Origin of the sequence: Shewanella marisflavi (genome assembly GCF_023283925.1) — a bacterium.
Taxonomy (GTDB): domain Bacteria; phylum Pseudomonadota; class Gammaproteobacteria; order Enterobacterales; family Shewanellaceae; genus Shewanella; species Shewanella marisflavi.
In genome coordinates, this window is record NZ_JAKIKX010000002.1 from 270,252 (window position 1) to 289,946 (window position 19,695).

A 19,695-nucleotide genomic window follows, 5' to 3' on the forward strand; every position below is an offset into this window, starting at 1 on the left:
TGATATGCTTTTCGTGATTAAATTACTATATATAGTAGAAAGTTTGCTCTGTAGTTAGATCATAATTCGTCACATAATCCAAACTTTAGCACTTTTTGTTTGTTTCTATAATGACATAAAAGAATAAATATAATTACATTACAATCCAGTGGATGTACGCATATGAATACCCTAGAAAAGGTTCAGAAAAACCTAACCCATTTCAGTAAGTCAGAACGTAAAGTGGCTGAGGTGATCTTGGCGTCGCCACAAACCGCAATTCATTCCAGTATCGCAACCTTGGCAAAAATGGCCGACGTGAGTGAACCAACCGTTAACCGTTTCTGTCGCCGGCTAGATACTAAAGGTTTTCCCGATTTCAAGCTGCACCTAGCACAGAGCCTCGCTAACGGTACACCTTATGTTAGCCGTCACGTAGAAGAAGATGACAGCCCAGATTCCTATACCACCAAGATCTTTGAATCTTCAATGGCGGCGCTGGATACCGCTCGACAAAGCATGGACACAGCGGCCATCAATAAAGCGGTTGATATCCTGACACAAGCGAAAAAAATCTCCTTCTTCGGTCTTGGCGCATCAGCATCGGTAGCCCATGATGCTCAAAACAAGTTTTTCCGTTTCAATGTGCCAGTTATCTGTTTCGATGATGTCTTAATGCAGCGCATGAGTTGTATCAACAGCAGTGAGGGTGATGTAGTCGTCTTAATAAGCCATACCGGCCGAACCAAATCGCTTATCGATATCGCCCGATTGGCCCGTGAGAACGGCGCTGCCGTTATTGCTATCACCTCGCGTAACTCTCCCCTGAGCAGCGAGGTTACCCTGCCTGTGACCATGGAAGTGCCTGAAGATACCGACATGTATCTGCCTATGGCTTCACGTTTGGCGCAATTGGTTATTGTAGACGTATTGGCGACAGGCTTTACCCTACGCCGCGGCCCTCGATTCAGAGAGAGTTTGAAGCGAGTCAAAGAGGTGCTAAAAGAGTCTCGTATCGATAAAGAATCGACACTATAGTCCAGTTTTGAAAGGATATTAGGCGGCCAATAACACAAGGGCCGCCTTTTTTTCACTTTTAATCGGAGCAGTTCACAAAATTAATAATTTGAGATAGATCATTTTGTCTGTAATTTTCCTACAAAACTCCATTTTGTCTGTTAATATAGAGTAAGATTATTTAAAACTTAACGGAGTATCTCATGTTCCGCAGAACCAAAATTGTAACGACTCTGGGTCCAGCAACCGATCGTGACGACAATCTACGTCGTATCATCAAAGCTGGTGCAAATGTTGTTCGTCTAAACTTCTCACATGGTTCACCAGAAGATCACCTCAAGCGCGCGACCGATGTGCGCAATATCGCTAAAGAACTGGGTGTTCATGTCGCGATTCTTGGTGATCTACAAGGCCCTAAAATCCGCGTGTCTACCTTCAAAGATAATAAGAAGGTGCAACTGAATTTAGGTCAGGCATTTGTTCTGGATGCCGACTTAGAAAAAGGCCAAGGTGACGAAAACCAAGTGGGGATCGACTACAAAGAGTTACCACAAGATGTCAGCATTGGCGACATTCTAATGCTCGATGATGGCCGTGTTCAGCTTAAAGTTGAAAAGGTCGAAGGTAATAAGGTTCACACCACAGTGACTGTGGCTGGTCCCCTATCTAATAATAAAGGGATCAATAAGAAAGGTGGCGGCCTGTCTGCGGCGGCACTGACTGAAAAAGATAAACGAGATATCGTCACGGCAGCAGCCATTAAAGTGGATTACTTGGCTGTCTCTTTCCCTCGTAGCGGTGCCGATCTTAACTATGCACGAGAACTGGCTCAAAAGGCTGGTAGTAATGCATTGATCGTTTCTAAAGTCGAACGCGCTGAAGCAGTCGTCTCCGATGAAGCGATGGACGATGTGATCTTGGCTTCAGACGCCGTCATGGTTGCTCGTGGTGACTTAGGTGTAGAGATCGGTGATGCGGCACTCGTCGCTGTACAGAAGAAGCTTATCAGCCGTTCACGTCAGCTTAACAAGAGCGTGATCACCGCCACTCAAATGATGGAGTCGATGATCTCTAGTCCTATGCCGACTCGTGCAGAGGTGATGGACGTCGCCAATGCCGTGCTTGATGGCACAGATGCGGTCATGCTATCGGCAGAAACCGCCGCTGGCGATTTCCCTGAGGAAACCGTTAAGGCGATGGCTAACGTCTGTTTAGGCGCCGAGGCTCATCCAAGTGTGCAGGTGTCTAAGCACCGTATGGACGAGCGCTTTACCTCTGTTGAAGAGACTATCGCGCTATCAACTATGTATGCCGCGAACCACATGGAAGGCGTTAAGGCAATTGTTGCCCTGACAGAGTCTGGTGCAACGCCACAGCTAATGTCTCGTATCAGCTCAGCACTGCCTATCTTGGCGCTGTCACGTCATGAAGTCACCCTGGCTAAAATGGCATTGTACCGCGGTGTTCAACCTGTATATTTTGACTCTACTGCTTATGGCGCTGATGAACTCGCTAAGAAAGCATTAGAATCGCTAACTGAAGCGGGTTATCTAGCATCGGGTGATTTGGTACTGATGACCAAAGGCGATGCAATGGAAACCATCGGCGGCACCAATACCTGTAAGATACTGATCGTCGCATAACTTGTGACAAATAAAAAAGGTACGCATTGCGTACCTTTTTTTATGCCTCAAATATTTGATCACCCTTAGAGACTTTCAAACTCATCTACGGCGATAGCAACTTGACGTAGTTTATCGGCGTTAAGTAAAGCCTCATGCTCGTCACTTGAGATGATCTTCGACTCCAGCGCCTGGGCATAAAGACGTTCAGGTACTAGCTGACGATCCAGCTTGCCCTCTTTTTGCGCTAAGCGCAGTTTCTTCAACAGAGGCTTAACCTTGTACTGAGCCATAAACGCCTGCTCTACCTCAGCAATTCCGCCCTTGTCTCCCTCAAAATCGGGACACAGATGAGTCAGTCTGTCACGACCAGGGCCGGGTCTGAGCATGCTTTGGCAGACATCTACCGTTAGCTTGTCGTCTGGCCCATTAAAATGGTTACCCAGAGGGAACACCAAGGCGCGCATAATGTAGGCCAGCGGTCGATTAGGGAAATTACGTAATGCGCCATAGAGTGCCTTGGCAGCTCTGTGCAACCTCAACTGCATCACATAATGCACTGTCGGCAGATCGTCTTGCTGGCGGCCATTATCCTCAAACAACTTGAGGGTGGCTGAGCCAAGATAAAGCTCACTCAACACATCCCCTAGCCTTGCTGAAAGCATCTCTTTGCGTTTGAGATCGCCGCCCATGACCAACATAGACAAGTCAGTCACAAAGGCCAGCGCAGCAGACAGGCGAGTCATATCTTTATAGTATTGTTTAGTCTCACCAGAGACTGGCGCGCTATTGAAGCGACTGGCGGTTAAGGCGCTCCATAGTGAACTTAAGGCATTTCGACTGGCGTAGCCGATATGACCCAACAGCAGGTTATCGAAACGCTCTAAAGCATCACCCATATCTTCCATCGCCGCCGCTTCCATCTCCGCCAGGACATAAGGGTGACAGCGGGTGGCGCCCTGACCAAATATCATCAGGCTACGGGTGAGAATATTGGCCCCTTCAACAGTAATCGAGATAGGTGTAGCCATATATCCATGGCCCAGGTAGTTCTTAGGCCCCAGTTGGATCCCCTTGCCTGACTGAATATCCATGGCATCGTTAAGTACATCACGGCCCATCTCAGTCATATGATATTTGGCAATAGCGGTCACGACAGAGGGCTTCACCTTAAGATCGATACCCGTTGTTGTTAATCTCCGCGCAGCCTCTAATTGGTAGGTGTTCGCAATGATACGTGCAAGCGCTTCTTGCACCCCTTCAAATTGGCCAATGGCCAAACCAAACTGATGACGTACAGCGCTATAAGCAGTGGTTGTCTTAGTCGCCACATGGCCAGAAGCAGTCGCCAGTGCTGGCAGTGATATCCCACGACCGGCAGACAGGCACTCAACCAGCATACGCCAGCCGCGCCCCGCATATTGAGGGCCACCAATGATCCAATCGAGCGGAATAAACACGTCTTGGCCACGGGTCGTCCCATTCATAAAGCCCATATTGAGCGGATTATGACGACTACCGATTTCGACACCTGGATGATCCGTTGGAATTAACGCGCAGGTAATGCCAAGGTCGACCTTGTCACCTAACAGGCCTTCGGGATCTCGCATCTGAAAAGCTAACCCCAGTACTGTGGCAACAGGCGCCAGAGTAATATAGCGCTTATCCCAGGTTAACTTGAGGCCTAACACCTCTTCACCTTGGAACTTTTCGCGGCACACTATACCTTCATCAGGTATGGCGCCGGCATCAGAGCCCGCCTCAGGACCTGTCAGTGCAAAACAAGGCACAGCTTCTCCGCTCGCCAAGCGTGGCAACCAATAATCACGCTGCTCTTTGGTGCCGTAATGGGTCAGTAACTCGCCAGGACCAAGAGAGTTTGGCACCATGACGCTCACCGCAGCGCTAACGCTACGACTGGCCAGCTTACTGACAATGGTTGAGTTGGCGTAAGCAGAGAAAGCCTTACCACCATATTCTTTAGGAATGATCAGGGCGAAAAAGCCCTCTTTCTTGAAGTAGTCCCAGAGTTCAGGCGGTAGATCTTTACGTTCCTGAACTATGTTAAAGTCGTCGATCATCGTCAGGGCAGTCATCACCTGCTCATCGATAAACGCCTTTTCCTCTTCAGTCAATTGAGGACGACCGTAGCTATGCAAGGTATCCCAGTTTGGCTTGCCCCTGAAGAGCTCAGCTTCCCACCACACATCGCCAGCTTCCATCGCCTCTTTCTCTGTGTCAGACAAAGGAGGCAACACCTTCTTAAAGAAAGCAAACACAGGCCGAGTGATAAACTGCATGCGTATATTTTTAACGCCGAAAAGCACTATTATCACCAATAGTGCCAAGATAAAGAGTGTCATACAGCCCCCTAGTCGGTGGTTACAGGCACTGCCACACCGGCAGCCAAATATGGGATCACCTTACGGATCACAGCTTCAATATCATTATGCTCATTAAAATCGGCTTCGGCGATTTCGGTCAGCGCATCGGCTGAGGCCATAGTGAATACCACTGTGCCTAAGGTAAAGTGTAATCGCCAAAACATCTCGGCGGGGGGAATATGTGGCGCGCTCTCAGCAACGGCTTTAACAAATTCACTGAGATGTTCACCATAATGTGTGGTGATGAACCATCTCAGGTGCCCCTGGCTTTCAATATAGCCGCGCCCCAAGAGTTGTAAGAAAGTACGAGTACCATCACTTTTAAACTTGTTGAGCTCAAGAAGTGGCTTAACAAGAGATGAGAAGATCTCATTAAGGCTAGGCTCTCTGTCTTGTTTTAATTGCACTAACTCTTTTGACGCGTCAGGCATGAACCTATCTAAATAGCGGGCCAATACTGCGCGGATCAGCTCTTTTTTAGAACCAAAATGATAGTTAACCGATGCAAGGTTTACCTCTGCCTTACTAGTGATAAGACGCAAAGAGGTTTCTGAAAAGCCGCGCTCGGCAAATAACTTTTCTGCTGCATCCAGTATTCTTGTTTTTGTGTCGGATCGATTTGCCATTCCGTGACCTACAAACTCTGATTTAAACGTTTGTTTAAATTAAACACTGGTACGGGTGTTGTCAAATGTAATTCTCCTGCAGGTGAAGTAAACCAGGTACTTAATTGGGTAAAACGAAGTGACAGCAGTTAATAGACTGTAAACTTTGGCGAGATTGAGTAAACTATGCCACACAAAAATAACAAAGGAAGCTCTTATGATCCCCATTCGTGCCCAATTGACCCCACTTGCCATGGTCATTGCGTTGACTCTCGGCGCAAGCGGCTGTGAAAGTGATGCTAATACGAAACAAACTAAGCCACAGCAAGTCAGCACAGATAATGCCACTAACCCTGTGGCCAGCATCGAAGACGCTAAAACATTTATCGCTAAAGCCGAGTCAGAACTCGCCGCGCTCTCCATTGAACAAAATCGCGCCGAGTGGATCTACAGTAATTTTATCACCGAAGACACAGCAGCCCTTGCGGCCTCTGTGGGTGAGCGCCAAACCGCGCTGTCGGTACAACTAGCCACTCAAGCGGCTAACTACACTCAACTGCCACTCGATGATACCGATAAACGTAAACTCAACATCTTACGTAGCGCGTTAGTTTTACCCGCACCATTAGACCCGAAAAAGAATGCGGAACTGGCAAACATCAGCGCCGAGCTGAATGGCCTTTACGGTAAGGGCAAATATTGCCTAGAAGACGGTCGCTGCCTAACGCAACCAGAGCTCTCAGGCATTATGGCCAGTTCACGCAATCCCCAAGAACTCGAGGCGATATGGCAAGGATGGCGAGCTATCGCCAAACCTATGCGCCCGCTGTTTGAACGTGAAGTTGAACTGGCTAACGAGGGCGCAAAAGATCTTGGCTACGCTAACCTATCTGAACTTTGGCGCAGCCAGTATGACATGCAGCCAGATGCCTTCTCAGACGAACTCGACCGACTCTGGGGTCAGGTATCACCATTATATGAATCCCTACACTGCTATGTCAGGGGCGAGCTCAACGAGCAGTATGGTGACGAAGTTGCGCCGGAGCAAGGTCCAATCCCTGCCCACCTCTTAGGTAATATGTGGGCCCAGCAATGGGGTAACATTTACGATCTTGTCGCGCCTGAAAATGCCGATCCTGGTTATGATGTCACCGAACTGCTTGCTAAGCAGGGTTATGATGAACATAAGATGGTTAAACAGGCTGAAGGCTTTTTCACATCCTTAGGTTTCGAGCCGCTACCAGATACTTTCTGGAGCCGTTCACTCTTCGTACAACCTAAAGATCGCGATGTTGTTTGTCATGCCTCGGCGTGGGATCTGGATAACCTGGATGATATCCGCATTAAGATGTGTATTCAGAAAACCGCTGAAGACTTTACCGTGATCCATCATGAGCTGGGTCATAACTTCTACCAACGTGCTTATAAAGACCAACCTTTCATCTTTAAAAACAGCGCTAACGACGGCTTCCATGAAGCCATTGGTGACACAGTCGCGCTGTCGATCACACCAAATTATCTCAAGCAAATTGGCCTGCTCGATGAGGTACCCGATGCGTCTAAAGATATTGGTCTATTGCTAAAGCAGGCACTAGACAAGGTTGCCTTCTTACCCTTTGGCCTGATGATCGACCAATGGCGCTGGAAGGTGTTCAGTGGTGAGATCACCCCGGCTCAATATAACCAGGCCTGGTGGCAATTAAGAGAAAAGTATCAAGGTGTGAAAGCGCCAGTGGTGCGCAGCGAAGCGGACTTCGATCCCGGCGCCAAATACCATGTTCCCGGTAACGTACCTTATACTCGCTACTTCCTGGCTCACATACTACAGTTCCAGTTCCATAAGGCGCTGTGTGATATCGCGGGCGATAAGGGGCCAGTGCATCGTTGCAGCATCTACGGCAACAAGGAAGCCGGCGCGAAACTTAATGCCATGTTAGAGATGGGTCAAAGTAAGCCTTGGCCAGAAGCGCTTGAAGTGGTCACCGGCAAACAGGAGATGGATGCCTCGGCGGTGCTGGACTACTTTGCGCCACTGAAAGTTTGGCTAGATGAGCAAAATAAACAGGCGAATCGTCAGTGTGGTTGGTAAGCCATTCCTGCTAGCCTCAAAAAGAATAGCCCCGCAAGGGGCTTAATTAGTCCCTGTACAATAAAAAAATCACCTTTTTTAAGGTGATTTTTTTATGCCATCAAGCCCATCTATGTTGACCTTTTTGATGCTGCTCGGCCGTTTCTAGCTTATCTTGACTAGATTTGGCCAACATCACCATCATGGCCCCAGCACCGCCCCAGATTTTAGGCGCTGAATGAAAAGCCTGCACCCCTTTGATCTCTTCAAGCCAGGCAGTAACACAAGACTTGAGTTTCGCCGGAAATGGCTGGTTATTCACACCAGTACCATGGATCACTATGAGGTTACGAAACCCTGCCTGTTGGCTATTCACCACAAAATCATACAAGAGTTCGCGTGCTCTAGGCAGAGCTATCCCTTTAAGGTCTAGGTCGGCCTGCACCTCATATTTACCCTGGCGAAATAACTTAAACACCTGGCCCTGGACGCCTTCCTTTTTAACGCTTACGACGGCATCCGGCGCGATGGGCGTGATCTCAGCCAGATCGAGCGACAACTTATCTAAGGCCAAACGGCGCTGTGCCGCCTGATGGCGTAGTTGATCGCTGTGCTGATTATTTGCACCATGCAGCGTCGCTACTTGGCTCGACTTTAATGGCTTAACCCCTTGCATCGAAGCGAGAAAAAGTGCGCTATCATCTTCACTCATACCCTATTCCCCCACTTCATCTATGTGACCAGTGCCCAGTTGACTCTCACATACGCTATTACATCAGAAAGTATCCGTATACTGATTCCAAAACTCAAGCCAGACAGCACTTACAGATTCTGAATGCTTCAAATTTAGCCTCTGTTTATGCCGAAAACTCGCGGCTACAAGATCTTTTACATCAAGACCAATACACATTTAAAGCAGCTAACTGACGCTTTATGTTGAAAAAAAAAGCATTGAGTAGTAGATACACAATTTGTTAAGAACTAAAACTTTCGCATCATTAGGGCTTAGATTATAGTGAGCCTAGTATTAGCAGAAGCGTGTAGCTAAATGAAACTCCTCAAATTTGTCCTTGTCGTTGGTCTGTGTGTTATCAATTTCAACACTCTCGCCCAAAATAACGACAACGACGCGTTAAATCACTTTTATAAGCAGTTCAGCATGGCTTTTGAACAGCTCGATGTCGAGGTGATCCAAGATATCTACGCCGAAAATGCTTGCTATATTCCTGAACAACAAAATAAAGAGATCACCATGGGGCGAGATAACATCATAGCCCTGTACAAGCGATTCTTCGGTAAAATTAAGCATAAGAACGCTCATATCGAGGTGGATTTTCGCGTTATCGAACGGCAGTTAGCACAAGAGCAGGCCACGGATGTCGGCTATTATTTGATCCGTTTCTACCCGCCCAAAGAGACCGAAGAGCCAGTCAGCGAGTTTGCCGGTAAGTTCGTGATCGTTTCTAAGAAAAAAGAAGATGGCAAATGGTATCTTACCGTTGATACCAACAATCGTTCAGAGCCCTCTTTCTATTACAGTGCCAAGCCTTTGCCAAACCTCTACTATGGTCGCCAATTTTCGACTTTAACCGAGCAAGACAGCAAACATGATTGATCCTTCACTCCCTTGTCCTTGCGGCAGGAAACTGACTGAACGCTTTTTAAGCTATCAAGAATGCTGTTTGCCATACCACCAAGGTCAATTAGTACCCGATCCAGAAAGCCTGATGCGCAGTCGCTATAGCGCTTTTGTGTTAAAACAGCATCAGTACCTGATCGACACTCACCATCCCGATCACCTTAATGGTTTAAGTGTGCAGATCTTAGATGAGGATAATCATACAAAATGGTTGGGGTTGAGCGTGGCTAAAAGTCGTGTTGAACAAGACAGTGGTCTAGTAGAGTTTCAAGCCTGGTATCAAACCGAGGAAGGTATAGATGCCATTCACGAACGCTCCTCTTTTGTCAAACAGTCGGGACGTTGGTGGTACACCCAAGGAAAGCAATTCGCCCCCATATACCCGGGACGTAATGACCCTTGTATCTGCAATAGTGGTAAAAAGTTTAAGCAGTGTTGCCGAGGTTAAAAACGCTTTGGCGCCTATTAAGCCCTAGTGGTACTCAGTCGCAGCGTTACGTTTCAAAAATTGACTGAACTCAGCTTCTCTTAGCGCCGGACTGTAGAGGAATCCTTGGGCTTGATGACAACTTAACGCCGACAAGAAGGTTTCCTGCTCCGCCGTCTCAACCCCTTCAGCGGTGAGTGAAATATTTAATGCTTTAGCCATGGCTATGATGGCACTAACGATTTCACGACTTTCACGGCTCACACTCAAATCTGAAATAAAAGATCTATCTATCTTCAACTTAGAGATCGGGAACTGTTTAAGGTAGCGCATAGAGCTATAACCCGTCCCAAAATCATCGATAGCCAAGCCAACCCCAAGCTCTGCCAATTCTTTGCACAGATGAGTGGCGTACACGACATCGTCCATTAATTCTGTTTCGGTGATCTCCAGGATCAAGCTGTTGGGTCGAATGCGATAACGTGTCACCAACTCCCACACCTGATCATAGAGTTGAGTGCTGAAAAACTGTCGAGCGGAAACATTAACGTGCATTGAAATATTAATGTTGTGATGCTGCCATAGGTTAAGTTGACGGCAGGCGGCTTCGAGCACCCATTCGCCTATCGCAGCGATCATTCCCGTTTGCTCGGCAATATCGATAAAAGCACCAGGATACAACACCCCTTTCTTGGGATGATGCCAGCGGATCAAGGCCTCTGCACCTATATAAGCTTGACGACCAAGATCTTTAAGAGGTTGATAATAAAGTTCAAACTCTCTATTTTTAAGAGCTGCTTGAAGTTCTCGCTCAATTTGGGCGTCTTCTTTGAAGGTGTTGAGCAAGGCGTGATTAAAGATCTGTACTGCGTTGCCCTGTTTCTTCTTCGCGTACTGTACGGCAATATCGGCGCAAGTAAGCGCCGAGAAACCCGCCTCTAAGGCATCTATGTCAACCACGGACAACGCAGGTTTAGCCTCAAAAGACTCTACCCCAACCTGTACCGGTAAGCTAAGTTGGTGATAAAGGCGCTTGATGGCGTAATCAAGACTCTGCTCGTCTTCAATGCCCTCGACCACCAAAGCAAACTCATCGCTGCCTACCCTTGCCATGAGTTCAGCCTTTTTCACACTACCGAAGTGTTTGATTCGTCTACCGATCTCTATCAGCAAACTGTCGCCTTTTTTGTGACCATAGGTATCGTTAAACCGCTTAAATCCCCTAAGATCGATCAGCATCAGATGGCCGTGTTGGACTCTTTCCAGTGCTCTATTGAAATAACTACGATTATAAAGACCGGTTAAAGCACATCGCCAGGCCAAGCGTTCGAGCTCATTTTGTTGTTGTAGCTCTTCTGTACAATCTTCGGCAGTTACCAAGGCATAGTGATTGCCTCTGGGCGTGGTAAAGGGGCGTACCCGATAACGCAACCAATAGCTTTCACCATCACGACGAACCAACTGAGTGTTACCTTTAGTGATCTTCCCCTGTTTTACTTGGGCTAATACCGTCTCAGCTTGAGTCGGTGATTGCTTAAAGAAGTCCAGCGAGGATATTGGCTTGCCCAATATCTGTTGTTTCAGCTCACCCGAAATAGATTGATAGGCTTCATTAACATATTCAATTTTATTAGTGGCAAGATTAACCACCATGCTGATCTGTTCAGACTGTTCAATCGCCTTAACAAAAAGACTGAGGCGTTCATCAGTCTCGTAGGCTCTTTGAGTCGCTAGGGTCAAGGCGAGTTGATCAGCCACTTGTGAAGCGACATGGATTTGACTGTCTTGCCAATGGTGAGCAGTACTAGACTCAAGAAACAGAACGCCCTCTAAATGGCCATTGATACGAATAGCCACATCAAGATGAGAAACCAATTCATTATCGAAGAAATAGCGGTTAAGTTCATCGACGCGGCTGTCGCGATTGACATCGACGACATCTATGATGCGACGCAGCTTTAATTCATTGAGATAGGCAGTGCAGTGACTGGGGACAGGACGTAGGGCAGATAGACTTTGATCGCCTTGCGCGATGAGTTGTGTGGTGTCGTTATCGACATCAAATAAACATACGCCAACACGTTCAACCGCTAGCGATTGACTTAAGAGACGACAAGCTAACTCGGCCGTCTCTTTAAACTGACCTTCTTGCTTTTCGGTCGAATTGACTATGATTTCGAGCAAATGCTGAAATTGGCGTTTGATCATAACATCCTACAGCCGATAACAAGGTTATCGAGGTAAAAAAACTGCCCTGAGCAGCACAAATACAAACATTGTTGTTATTTTTAATAAGAATATTCTGTGAACATTACACGAACAAGTTACTCACTAGCAAGCCAAAATCAGCAAATTCTCTTACAACCCATGTTCTAGCTGAAAAATCATTTTCTCTGCGCTGTAGCCAAACGTAAGCGTCAGTTGCTGACCATCATCTAGCGTCGTCATTTCACTTACCACACCATCAAAACGTGCTTTAGCAGCGTCGGCAAGCTTCTGTAATTCTGCCTGGGCATTCTCTCCTTGACGGTCTAATGTCAGTACAGTGTCAAACTCATCGATCACCGCGCCGATGTCGGCGTAACTGCCGCAATCGGTACATGTATCGTTCACCAATTCCGATTGTCCTTCTTGAATCTTTTTCATGCTGACTTCTACCTATTAAATTATGGAAAAATGCTTAATGCTAAACATGACAACGCACGATATAGCAAAAGCAAGTCGTCTGCACTTAAGACTATGCCAAAATGTCACCTAACGCACGTTGCTTCACAATCTGCTCAGTAAAATGCGGTAACTCAAGCAGATGCGCATCAACCGTTAGCTCGCCATGAAAACGCGCAGCCGTAATAGGATCACAATTGGCCAACACCTCTTGCATCGCCAGCGGATCACGACCACGGTGTACTAAAGGTTCAGGAGACAAATATTGTTGCAGATGAAAACCGCTTAAACCAGCCTGATGAAATGCGCCGCTATTGTCGCAATCAATTCCTTTATGCAACTCACTCGTTAACGCTTGTGGCTCTGGAAGATCAAATTGACGTTTTAACTTTGCCTCGCTGTCTAAGTGCATCCCATCAAGATGAAACTGTGCCAGATCTCTAGCGTCGCTCGACAACATCGCCAGAAGCAGGCCAAACTCACCACGGCGATGCTCGTTCACCGCCTGATTAAGACGTGACCCTAAATGATTTTCGTTGATTAACAACTGACTAGTTCGCATAAAAAAACATCAATAAAACAGCTCGTTGCTATTTAATCGACCGCTTGCGACATAACTTTAGCAATTATTTCAAATAGGGACTTTACAGCGGCGGCGTTTCTGACTACTATTGCCGCCGCAATTGAGGAGGGGTTCCCGAGTGGCCAAAGGGATCAGACTGTAAATCTGACGGCTCAGCCTTCGAAGGTTCGAATCCTTCTCCCTCCACCATTTGCCTACAATGTAATAAAGAGATATTCGTGGAGGGGTTCCCGAGTGGCCAAAGGGATCAGACTGTAAATCTGACGGCTCAGCCTTCGAAGGTTCGAATCCTTCTCCCTCCACCATCTTTATCTTCTTATTAAATTGTGATTCTGCGTTATCTGTGGAGGGGTTCCCGAGTGGCCAAAGGGATCAGACTGTAAATCTGACGGCTCAGCCTTCGAAGGTTCGAATCCTTCTCCCTCCACCATTTTCTCCTTTCCTGTTGATTCAAAAATCAAATTTTTATCAAATTCCAAAGCTAATTGCATCGATTACAGTAAGCCATAATAGATCTGATGTACCTGGTCGCATTTCTATTCGATTCCCCTTTTCGTTATAATTTATTTCGTTAAGCTATAACGACTAACCGCTCAAAAACCTCTGGAGCAAGAATGGAACAAAATTGGGTCAATCAGGCCATCGCTAAAATCGAGGCCGACTACCAGCGTAGCGCAGACACTCATCTCATCAAGTTAGATCTGCCTATGTTGCCGGGCATCGACATCTACCTAAAAGATGAAAGTACCCACCCGACAGGCAGCTTAAAGCATCGTCTGGCCAGATCTCTGTTTCTCTATGCCCTATGTAACGGTTGGATCACCAAAGATACCCCCATCATAGAGTCGTCATCGGGAAGCACTGCTGTCTCAGAAGCATATTTTGCTCGCCTGCTGGGACTGCCATTTATTGCCGTTATGCCCGCCTCCACGGCCAAGAAAAAGATTCAGCAGATCGAGTTTTACGGCGGCCGGTGTCATTTTGTCGGACATTCCAGTCAAATTTATGCCGAATCCCAGCGTCTGGCAGACGAGCTATCTGGTCACTATATGGACCAATTCACCTACGCCGAGCGTGCTACCGATTGGCGCGGCAACAATAATATTGCAAACTCTATCTTCGAGCAGATGCAAAGGGAGCCCCACCCGGTACCCAATTGGATTGTGATGAGCCCAGGCACTGGCGGAACGTCGGCGACGATAGGCCGCTACATTCGTTATCAGCGCGCCGACACTAAGCTCTGTGTCGTCGATCCAGAAAACTCGGTATTCTATGACTATTTCCATAGCGGCGACGCCAGCATTAGTTGCGCCAACGCCAGCCGTATCGAAGGCATAGGCCGCCCCAGAGCAGAGCCATCGTTCATTCCCGGGGTGGTGGATCACATGGTCAAGATTGATGATAGTGCCTCGATCGCCACCATCTATTGGCTAGAACGCTTGATTGGTCGCAAAGCTGGCCCCTCTACAGGGACTAATCTTTATGGCGCCTTGCAACTTGCCAGTGAGATGCATAGCCAAGGTCAAAGCGGGTCTATAGTGACCCTGTTGTGTGATGCGGGCGAGCGCTACCTGGACACTTACTACGACAGCGAGTGGGTCTCAAGCCACATAGGCGATATCAAATACTATGAGGACAAGCTCGCCGAGTTTAACCACACGGGTCGACTTGATTAATCGGCTGTCGCTAGACAATGATTTGAATAGAAAAGTTGGCGGGTAAGAGATTGACGGTGCACACCACCGTCAATCTTGATGAGGTTAATCGATATTGAGATACTTATGAGTCTGTATCGATAAACGCCAATTTCGCTCGATACACACTTTCATCGCCAACTCAGTGGCGCGCGGCTTCTGGCTAATGGGCTGCAGGCAGATAGTCTTACCCAAGGTATCGACCCCCTTTAATAGCTCATCAAGCTCTTCAATATGCGATGCCTTAGCCACAGGGTGTTTGATCTCATCGGCACGCTCTAACGCCTGCTCAAGGACCTTGAAGCCCCCTTTCATATTGACCTTAGGAGAAACCGTCACCCAGGCTCTGGGATCAACCAGCACATCGAAAGTACCACTGGTCTCGATTTGACATTGCAGCCCCGCATCTGCCAAAGATTGCGTGAGAGCGGTGAGATCATAGATACAAGGCTCGCCGCCGGTGATCACCACATGCTTTGCACTAAAGCCCTGCACCTTAAAGTGCATCAGTAACTCTCTGGCATCCAGTTCGGCCCAGCGGCCTATGGTACCGTCTACCTGAATCACCTGTTCAGAAGAGACTCGGTTTTCAGCCAAGGTTTCCCAGGTATGTTTGGTATCACACCAGGAGCACCCCACAGGGCAACCTTGCAGGCGCACAAATATCGCCGGCACCCCGGTGTAAACCCCTTCACCTTGTATGGTTTCGAAAACTTCATTGACCGGATACTTCATCTTTAACCTCATCGCTTTGGGGCGGCTTTTATAGAAGATTTTGCCCCTACAAGCAAGTATAACCCCATTAATTCATCGAGGATTCCTGAATTTACCGCTAAATACCAACGAACCAGCCAAGAAGATTTGCATGACCTTACGGGTCAGTTAAACTATCGGAAAATTTTTTATCGGACCCATAAAATGTCTAAAGCCGTTGTTGTATTTAGTGGCGGGCAAGATTCCACCACCTGTTTAATCCAAGCACTCAGCCAATATGATGAGGTGCATGCCGTGACCTTCGATTATGGCCAGCGGCACAGTCAAGAGATAGAAACAGCCAAACAATTGGGGCAGCAGCTTAATGTCGCCAGTCACAAGATACTTGATGTCACTGTACTGAATGAATTGGCTATCTCGGCCCTGACACGAGGTGCGATTCCGGTATCTAATGAGCTGATGGATAATGGTTTACCCAACACTTTCGTGCCGGGTCGTAATATCCTGTTTCTAACGCTCGCCGGGATCTACGCCTATCAGCTTGGTGCCGAGAGTGTCATTACTGGTGTTTGTGAAACCGATTTCTCTGGTTATCCAGACTGCCGCGATCAATTTATCAAGGCGATGCAATCGGCGCTTGAACTGGGCATGGATAGAGAGCTTAAGTTGGTCACCCCCTTGATGTGGCTCAATAAGGCCCAAACATGGGCACTGGCCGACAAGTATCATCAGCTTGAGCTGGTGCGCGACCAAACGCTGACCTGCTATAACGGTATTCTGGGCAGCGGTTGCGGTACCTGCCCAGCCTGCCTCTTGAGAGCCAAAGGGCTGCAAGATTATCTCGACGATAAAGAGACTGTCATGGCGCAGTTGGACGCATCATGTTAGCTCGCCTGACGTCACGCGCCACGCCCTATGGTGTGGTGCTGGCCATAAGCATACTGTGTGCCCTGCTCTATTTTCTGCAACTGGACGCCACACTGGCCTTTCGCCGCGCCGCTATCGCCCATGGCGAGTGGTGGCGCCTGTTAACGGGCAACCTGCTACACACCAATCATTGGCACCTGCTGATGAATCTTGGTGGCCTCTGGGTGATCAGTTTCCTGCACGAAAATCATTACCGCGCCGGTAACTTCACTTTATTATTTTGCCTGCTCTGCCTGTTACAGGGGCTGGGACTCTATTGGTTTTACCCAACCCTTAGCGGCTATGTCGGGCTAAGTGGCATGTTGCACGGTCTGTTTGCTTATGGCGCACTGAAAGATATCCAGATGAAGATCCGCTCTGGTTATCTATTATTTGCCGGGGTCTGTGCCAAGGTAGCCTATGAACAGTACTATGGCGCGACCGATCAGATCACCAAATTGATCGACGCTAGGGTCGCCACCGAGGCGCACCTGGTAGGCGTGGTCAGCGGTATCTTACTATTCCTGCTATTGCGCCAATTAAGGCGTTTCGCCCGATAATCCTACGGACAGATCTCGCTGGACATGGCCTCAATAAGGGCGATGAAAAAGGCTAACCTGAGGTTAGCCTTTTTCATCTCCGACGTGCTTTAAGCCCGTAAACCTCAAGGACTCAAACCTTGGAGGCCTAAACCTTAACCGCTTAAGCCTTAATCAGAGCTTCGCGCAACGCCAACACTTCGTCTCGCAGCGCCGCCGCCTGCTCAAACTCAAGATCTCTGGCGTGTTGATGCATACGTTTTTCCAGCTCATCGATCTGGTGACTGAGGCTCGCGGCATCTTGCTTAGCATAGGTCGTGCGTGACTCGGCCACTCTATGATATTTCGGCAGCACCTTAGCCGTATGCTCGTTATGACCACCAAGATCCATCACATCGGCGATCTTTTTCGATACCCCTTTAGGCGTTATACCATTGGCCTGATTGAATTTATGCTGCTTCTCTCTACGCCGCTCGGTTTCCCCTATCGCCTTGGCCATCGACTTAGTCACCTTATCACCGTAGAGGATAACCTTACCGTTAACGTTACGCGCCGCTCGGCCAATGGTCTGAATCAATGAACGTTCAGAGCGCAGGAAGCCCTCTTTGTCGGCGTCCAATATGCACACCAACGACACTTCTGGCATATCCAAACCTTCCCTGAGTAGGTTAATCCCCACAAGCACATCAAATACCCCAAGACGCAGATCGCGAATGATCTCGACCCGCTCTACAGTATCTATATCTGAATGCAGATAGCGTACCTTAACCCCATGTTCGTCCAGGTACTCGGTGAGATCCTCGGCCATACGTTTGGTCAAAGTCGTCACCAACACCCTCTCGTTAACGGCCACACGTTTATTTGCCTCAGACAAGAGATCGTCAACCTGAATCGCCACAGGCCTCACTTCAATCTCTGGATCCAGCAGCCCGGTAGGACGGACCACCTGCTCGGCGATCTCCCCTTCACTCTTATCGAGTTCATATTGCGCCGGCGTCGCCGACACAAAAATAGTCTGGGGCATTAACGACTCGAACTCTTCAAACTTAAGCGGGCGATTGTCTAATGCCGAGGGTAAACGAAAACCATATTCCACCAGGTTCATCTTGCGCGACCTGTCGCCTTTATACATGGCGCCAATCTGAGGCACAGTCACATGAGACTCATCCAGGATCAGCAAACCATCTGCCGGCAGATAATCAAGCAGGGTTGGTGGCCCCTCGCCTGGACGGCGACCCGACAGGTAACGTGAGTAGTTTTCGATGCCGGAGCAGTAGCCTAGCTCAGTCATCATCTCGATATCATATTGCACCCGCTCCGAGATACGCTGAGCTTCGATCAACTTATTATTGTCTAGTAGATACTGTTTACGCTCTCTCAGTTCCTGCTTTATCTCCTCGGTGGCTGCGAGGATCTTCTCTCTCGGTGTCACATAGTGGGTCTTGGGGTAAACCGTGGTACGTGCGATCCGCTGTATAATATGACCAGTCAGTGGGTCAAAGAGACTGAGGCGGTCGATCTCATCGTCAAACAACTCAACACGGATCGCCTGTTTATCGGATTCCGCCGGGAAGATATCGATCACCTCACCACGCACCCTGAATGTGCCGCGATCTAACTCGATATCATTACGGGTATATTGCAACTCACTCAGGCGCTGAAGGATCTCGCGCTGGCCCATAAAATCGCCCTGGCGCAGATGAAGCAACATCTTCATATAAGATTCAGGGTCGCCCAAACCATAGATGGCTGAGACAGATGCGATCAGCACCACATCTTTGCGTTCCAGCAACGCCTTAGTCGCCGACAGGCGCATCTGCTCAATATGGGCGTTAACCGATGCGTCCTTTTCAATGAAGGTATTGGTCGAAGGCACATAGGCTTCGGGCTGATAATAGTCGTAATAGGAAACAAAATACTCAACGGCATTATGAGGGAAGAACTCCTTCATCTCGCCATAAAGCTGAGCCGCCAGGGTCTTGTTGGGCGCCATAATAATGGTGGGGCGCTGCATCTGCTTAATGACGTTGGCAATGGTAAAAGTCTTGCCTGAGCCCGTCACCCCCAGCAGCGTCTGACTAGCCAGGCCGGATTCGAGTCCCTCTACGAGCTGCTTGATGGCTGTAGGCTGATCGCCAGCCGGCTGATATTGAGATACGAGGTCGAACGCTGATTCACTCAATGGTGCACTCCTTTATAACAGTGCACCTATCTTAATTGACCCAAACTCATTAGCCAATTGCGAACCCTGTTTTTATTCGCAAGCAGATTTAACCAAAATAGCACCTAAACATCATCAAGTTGTCATGTAACTTTAGTACAAGGTAGAAATCTCCCCCTTTAGATTAAAAAACAGCCAAAAACCTAAGGCTAGAGCCAGATTAATACACAAGTTATCGCCTAAATCTGATTACATATTTGTAACGCCGCCACTTTTATTGCTCTACGGGGCTTGATTTTTATAAGTTATTGATAAACAGTGGCAATATTAAGAGTAGCTAAATCTCGTCATTTTAAGTACAAGTCCCAATCCATCGGGCTTTGACCGTAGGTTTTCGTCCTAACCCACAGGTTTATCCACAGATTTAGTGGATAAGTCGCGCAACCTCAGGAGAATCGCGGCTTTAGGGCTATTTAAGCGAATGGTGAGATTTCATTGATGAGATGAAATTTTACTACATTTGAAAATACGACTGTCCGACAAAATGCTTGCCATGCCATAATCTCCGTCGAAAAATCGTTAATAGGTGATAATTTTCAGCCAGATATGGCCGCGAAATAGCCAAAATGCCCACTTAGCGATCACTATGCGCATTAGATGAGCACTTAACAGCATAATTACACTTTTTTTGCC

General features: G+C 47.9%; 16 protein-coding genes and 3 tRNA genes. 11 read left to right on the forward strand and 8 right to left on the reverse strand.

The features are described from left to right. Positions 1 to 162: 162 nt before the first annotated feature. Entirely contained in the window at positions 163 to 1,017 is an 855-nt protein-coding gene (locus L2712_RS06070; protein WP_033538132.1) for a MurR/RpiR family transcriptional regulator, read from the forward strand. A 182-nt stretch (positions 1,018 to 1,199) separates the two neighbouring features. Further along, a complete protein-coding gene (gene pyk, locus L2712_RS06075; RefSeq protein ID WP_248977204.1) occupies positions 1,200 to 2,639 on the forward strand; it encodes a pyruvate kinase in 1,440 nt (479 codons plus the stop codon). A gap of 65 nt (positions 2,640 to 2,704) precedes the next feature. Here the strand turns inward: pyk and L2712_RS06080 are convergent, their stop codons facing one another. Beyond that, the gene (locus L2712_RS06080) at positions 2,705 to 4,981 is read right to left on the reverse strand and encodes an acyl-CoA dehydrogenase (RefSeq protein WP_248977205.1); all 2,277 of its coding nucleotides are present in this window, start codon (positions 4,979 to 4,981) and stop codon (positions 2,705 to 2,707) included. Positions 4,982 to 4,989: 8 nt separating this feature from the next. Further along, positions 4,990 to 5,628: a TetR family transcriptional repressor PsrA gene (gene psrA / locus L2712_RS06085; RefSeq protein ID WP_033538129.1), complete on the reverse strand. Its 639-nt coding sequence runs from the start codon at positions 5,626 to 5,628 to the stop codon at positions 4,990 to 4,992. 196 nt (positions 5,629 to 5,824) lie between these two features. Here psrA and L2712_RS06090 point away from each other — a divergent pair, with 196 nt between their 5' ends. Next, positions 5,825 to 7,696, forward strand: a complete 1,872-nt coding sequence (locus L2712_RS06090) for a M2 family metallopeptidase (protein WP_248977206.1) — start codon at positions 5,825 to 5,827, stop codon at positions 7,694 to 7,696. 100 nt (positions 7,697 to 7,796) lie between these two features. Here L2712_RS06090 and smrA read toward each other — a convergent pair whose 3' ends face one another. Beyond that, positions 7,797 to 8,387: a DNA endonuclease SmrA gene (smrA, locus tag L2712_RS06095; RefSeq protein WP_248977207.1), complete on the reverse strand. Its 591-nt coding sequence runs from the start codon at positions 8,385 to 8,387 to the stop codon at positions 7,797 to 7,799. 336 nt (positions 8,388 to 8,723) lie between these two features. On the opposite strand from smrA, the gene L2712_RS06100 reads away from it, so the two are divergent. After that, complete coding sequence (locus L2712_RS06100) at positions 8,724 to 9,290, forward strand: YybH family protein (RefSeq protein ID WP_033538126.1); 567 nt, start codon at positions 8,724 to 8,726, stop codon at positions 9,288 to 9,290. Continuing rightward, a complete protein-coding gene (locus L2712_RS06105; RefSeq protein WP_248977208.1) occupies positions 9,283 to 9,762 on the forward strand; it encodes a YchJ family protein in 480 nt (159 codons plus the stop codon). The genes L2712_RS06100 and L2712_RS06105 overlap by 8 nt, the downstream gene beginning before the upstream one ends. 24 nt (positions 9,763 to 9,786) lie before the next feature. On the opposite strand, the gene L2712_RS06110 is transcribed toward L2712_RS06105, so the two are convergent. The 3 genes from L2712_RS06110 to L2712_RS06120 form a co-directional block, all read right to left on the reverse strand. After that, positions 9,787 to 11,949, reverse strand: a complete 2,163-nt coding sequence (locus tag L2712_RS06110; protein ID WP_248977209.1) for a putative bifunctional diguanylate cyclase/phosphodiesterase — start codon at positions 11,947 to 11,949, stop codon at positions 9,787 to 9,789. A 150-nt stretch (positions 11,950 to 12,099) separates the two neighbouring features. Continuing rightward, positions 12,100 to 12,387 carry a DUF406 family protein gene (locus L2712_RS06115; protein ID WP_088904577.1) on the reverse strand — a complete coding sequence of 96 codons (288 nt, stop codon included), beginning with the start codon at positions 12,385 to 12,387 and terminating at the stop codon, positions 12,100 to 12,102. Between the two features lie 91 nt (positions 12,388 to 12,478). Continuing rightward, positions 12,479 to 12,967 (reverse strand): VC2046/SO_2500 family protein, encoded by a 489-nt coding sequence (locus tag L2712_RS06120; RefSeq protein ID WP_248977210.1) that lies wholly within the window; start codon positions 12,965 to 12,967, stop codon positions 12,479 to 12,481. 125 nt (positions 12,968 to 13,092) lie between these two features. Here L2712_RS06120 and L2712_RS06125 point away from each other — a divergent pair. The 4 genes from L2712_RS06125 to L2712_RS06140 all read left to right on the forward strand — a co-directional run bounded on the left by L2712_RS06125 (position 13,093) and on the right by L2712_RS06140 (position 14,664). Then, positions 13,093 to 13,177, forward strand: a tRNA-Tyr gene (locus L2712_RS06125). Between the two features lie 31 nt (positions 13,178 to 13,208). Next, positions 13,209 to 13,293 (forward strand) — tRNA-Tyr (locus L2712_RS06130). Between the two features lie 40 nt (positions 13,294 to 13,333). Beyond that, a tRNA-Tyr gene (locus L2712_RS06135) sits at positions 13,334 to 13,418 on the forward strand. A gap of 184 nt (positions 13,419 to 13,602) precedes the next feature. After that, positions 13,603 to 14,664 (forward strand): PLP-dependent cysteine synthase family protein, encoded by a 1,062-nt coding sequence (locus tag L2712_RS06140; RefSeq protein WP_248977211.1) that lies wholly within the window; start codon positions 13,603 to 13,605, stop codon positions 14,662 to 14,664. Positions 14,665 to 14,748: 84 nt separating this feature from the next. Here L2712_RS06140 and queE read toward each other — a convergent pair whose 3' ends face one another. Then, on the reverse strand, positions 14,749 to 15,417 hold the full coding sequence (gene queE / locus L2712_RS06145) for a 7-carboxy-7-deazaguanine synthase QueE (protein ID WP_033538121.1): 669 nt from the start codon (positions 15,415 to 15,417) through the stop codon (positions 14,749 to 14,751). A 183-nt stretch (positions 15,418 to 15,600) separates the two neighbouring features. On the opposite strand from queE, the gene queC reads away from it, so the two are divergent. Together queC and rrtA are read left to right on the forward strand one after the other, a co-directional pair. Further along, entirely contained in the window at positions 15,601 to 16,284 is a 684-nt protein-coding gene (queC, locus tag L2712_RS06150) for a 7-cyano-7-deazaguanine synthase QueC (protein WP_248977212.1), read from the forward strand. Continuing rightward, complete coding sequence (gene rrtA, locus L2712_RS06155; protein WP_248977213.1) at positions 16,278 to 16,862, forward strand: rhombosortase; 585 nt, start codon at positions 16,278 to 16,280, stop codon at positions 16,860 to 16,862. Before queC ends, rrtA begins: the two co-directional genes overlap by 7 nt. A 142-nt stretch (positions 16,863 to 17,004) precedes the next feature. Here rrtA and uvrB read toward each other — a convergent pair whose 3' ends face one another. Further along, positions 17,005 to 19,023 carry an excinuclease ABC subunit UvrB gene (gene uvrB / locus L2712_RS06160; protein ID WP_248977214.1) on the reverse strand — a complete coding sequence of 673 codons (2,019 nt, stop codon included), beginning with the start codon at positions 19,021 to 19,023 and terminating at the stop codon, positions 17,005 to 17,007. Positions 19,024 to 19,695 lie beyond the last annotated feature (672 nt).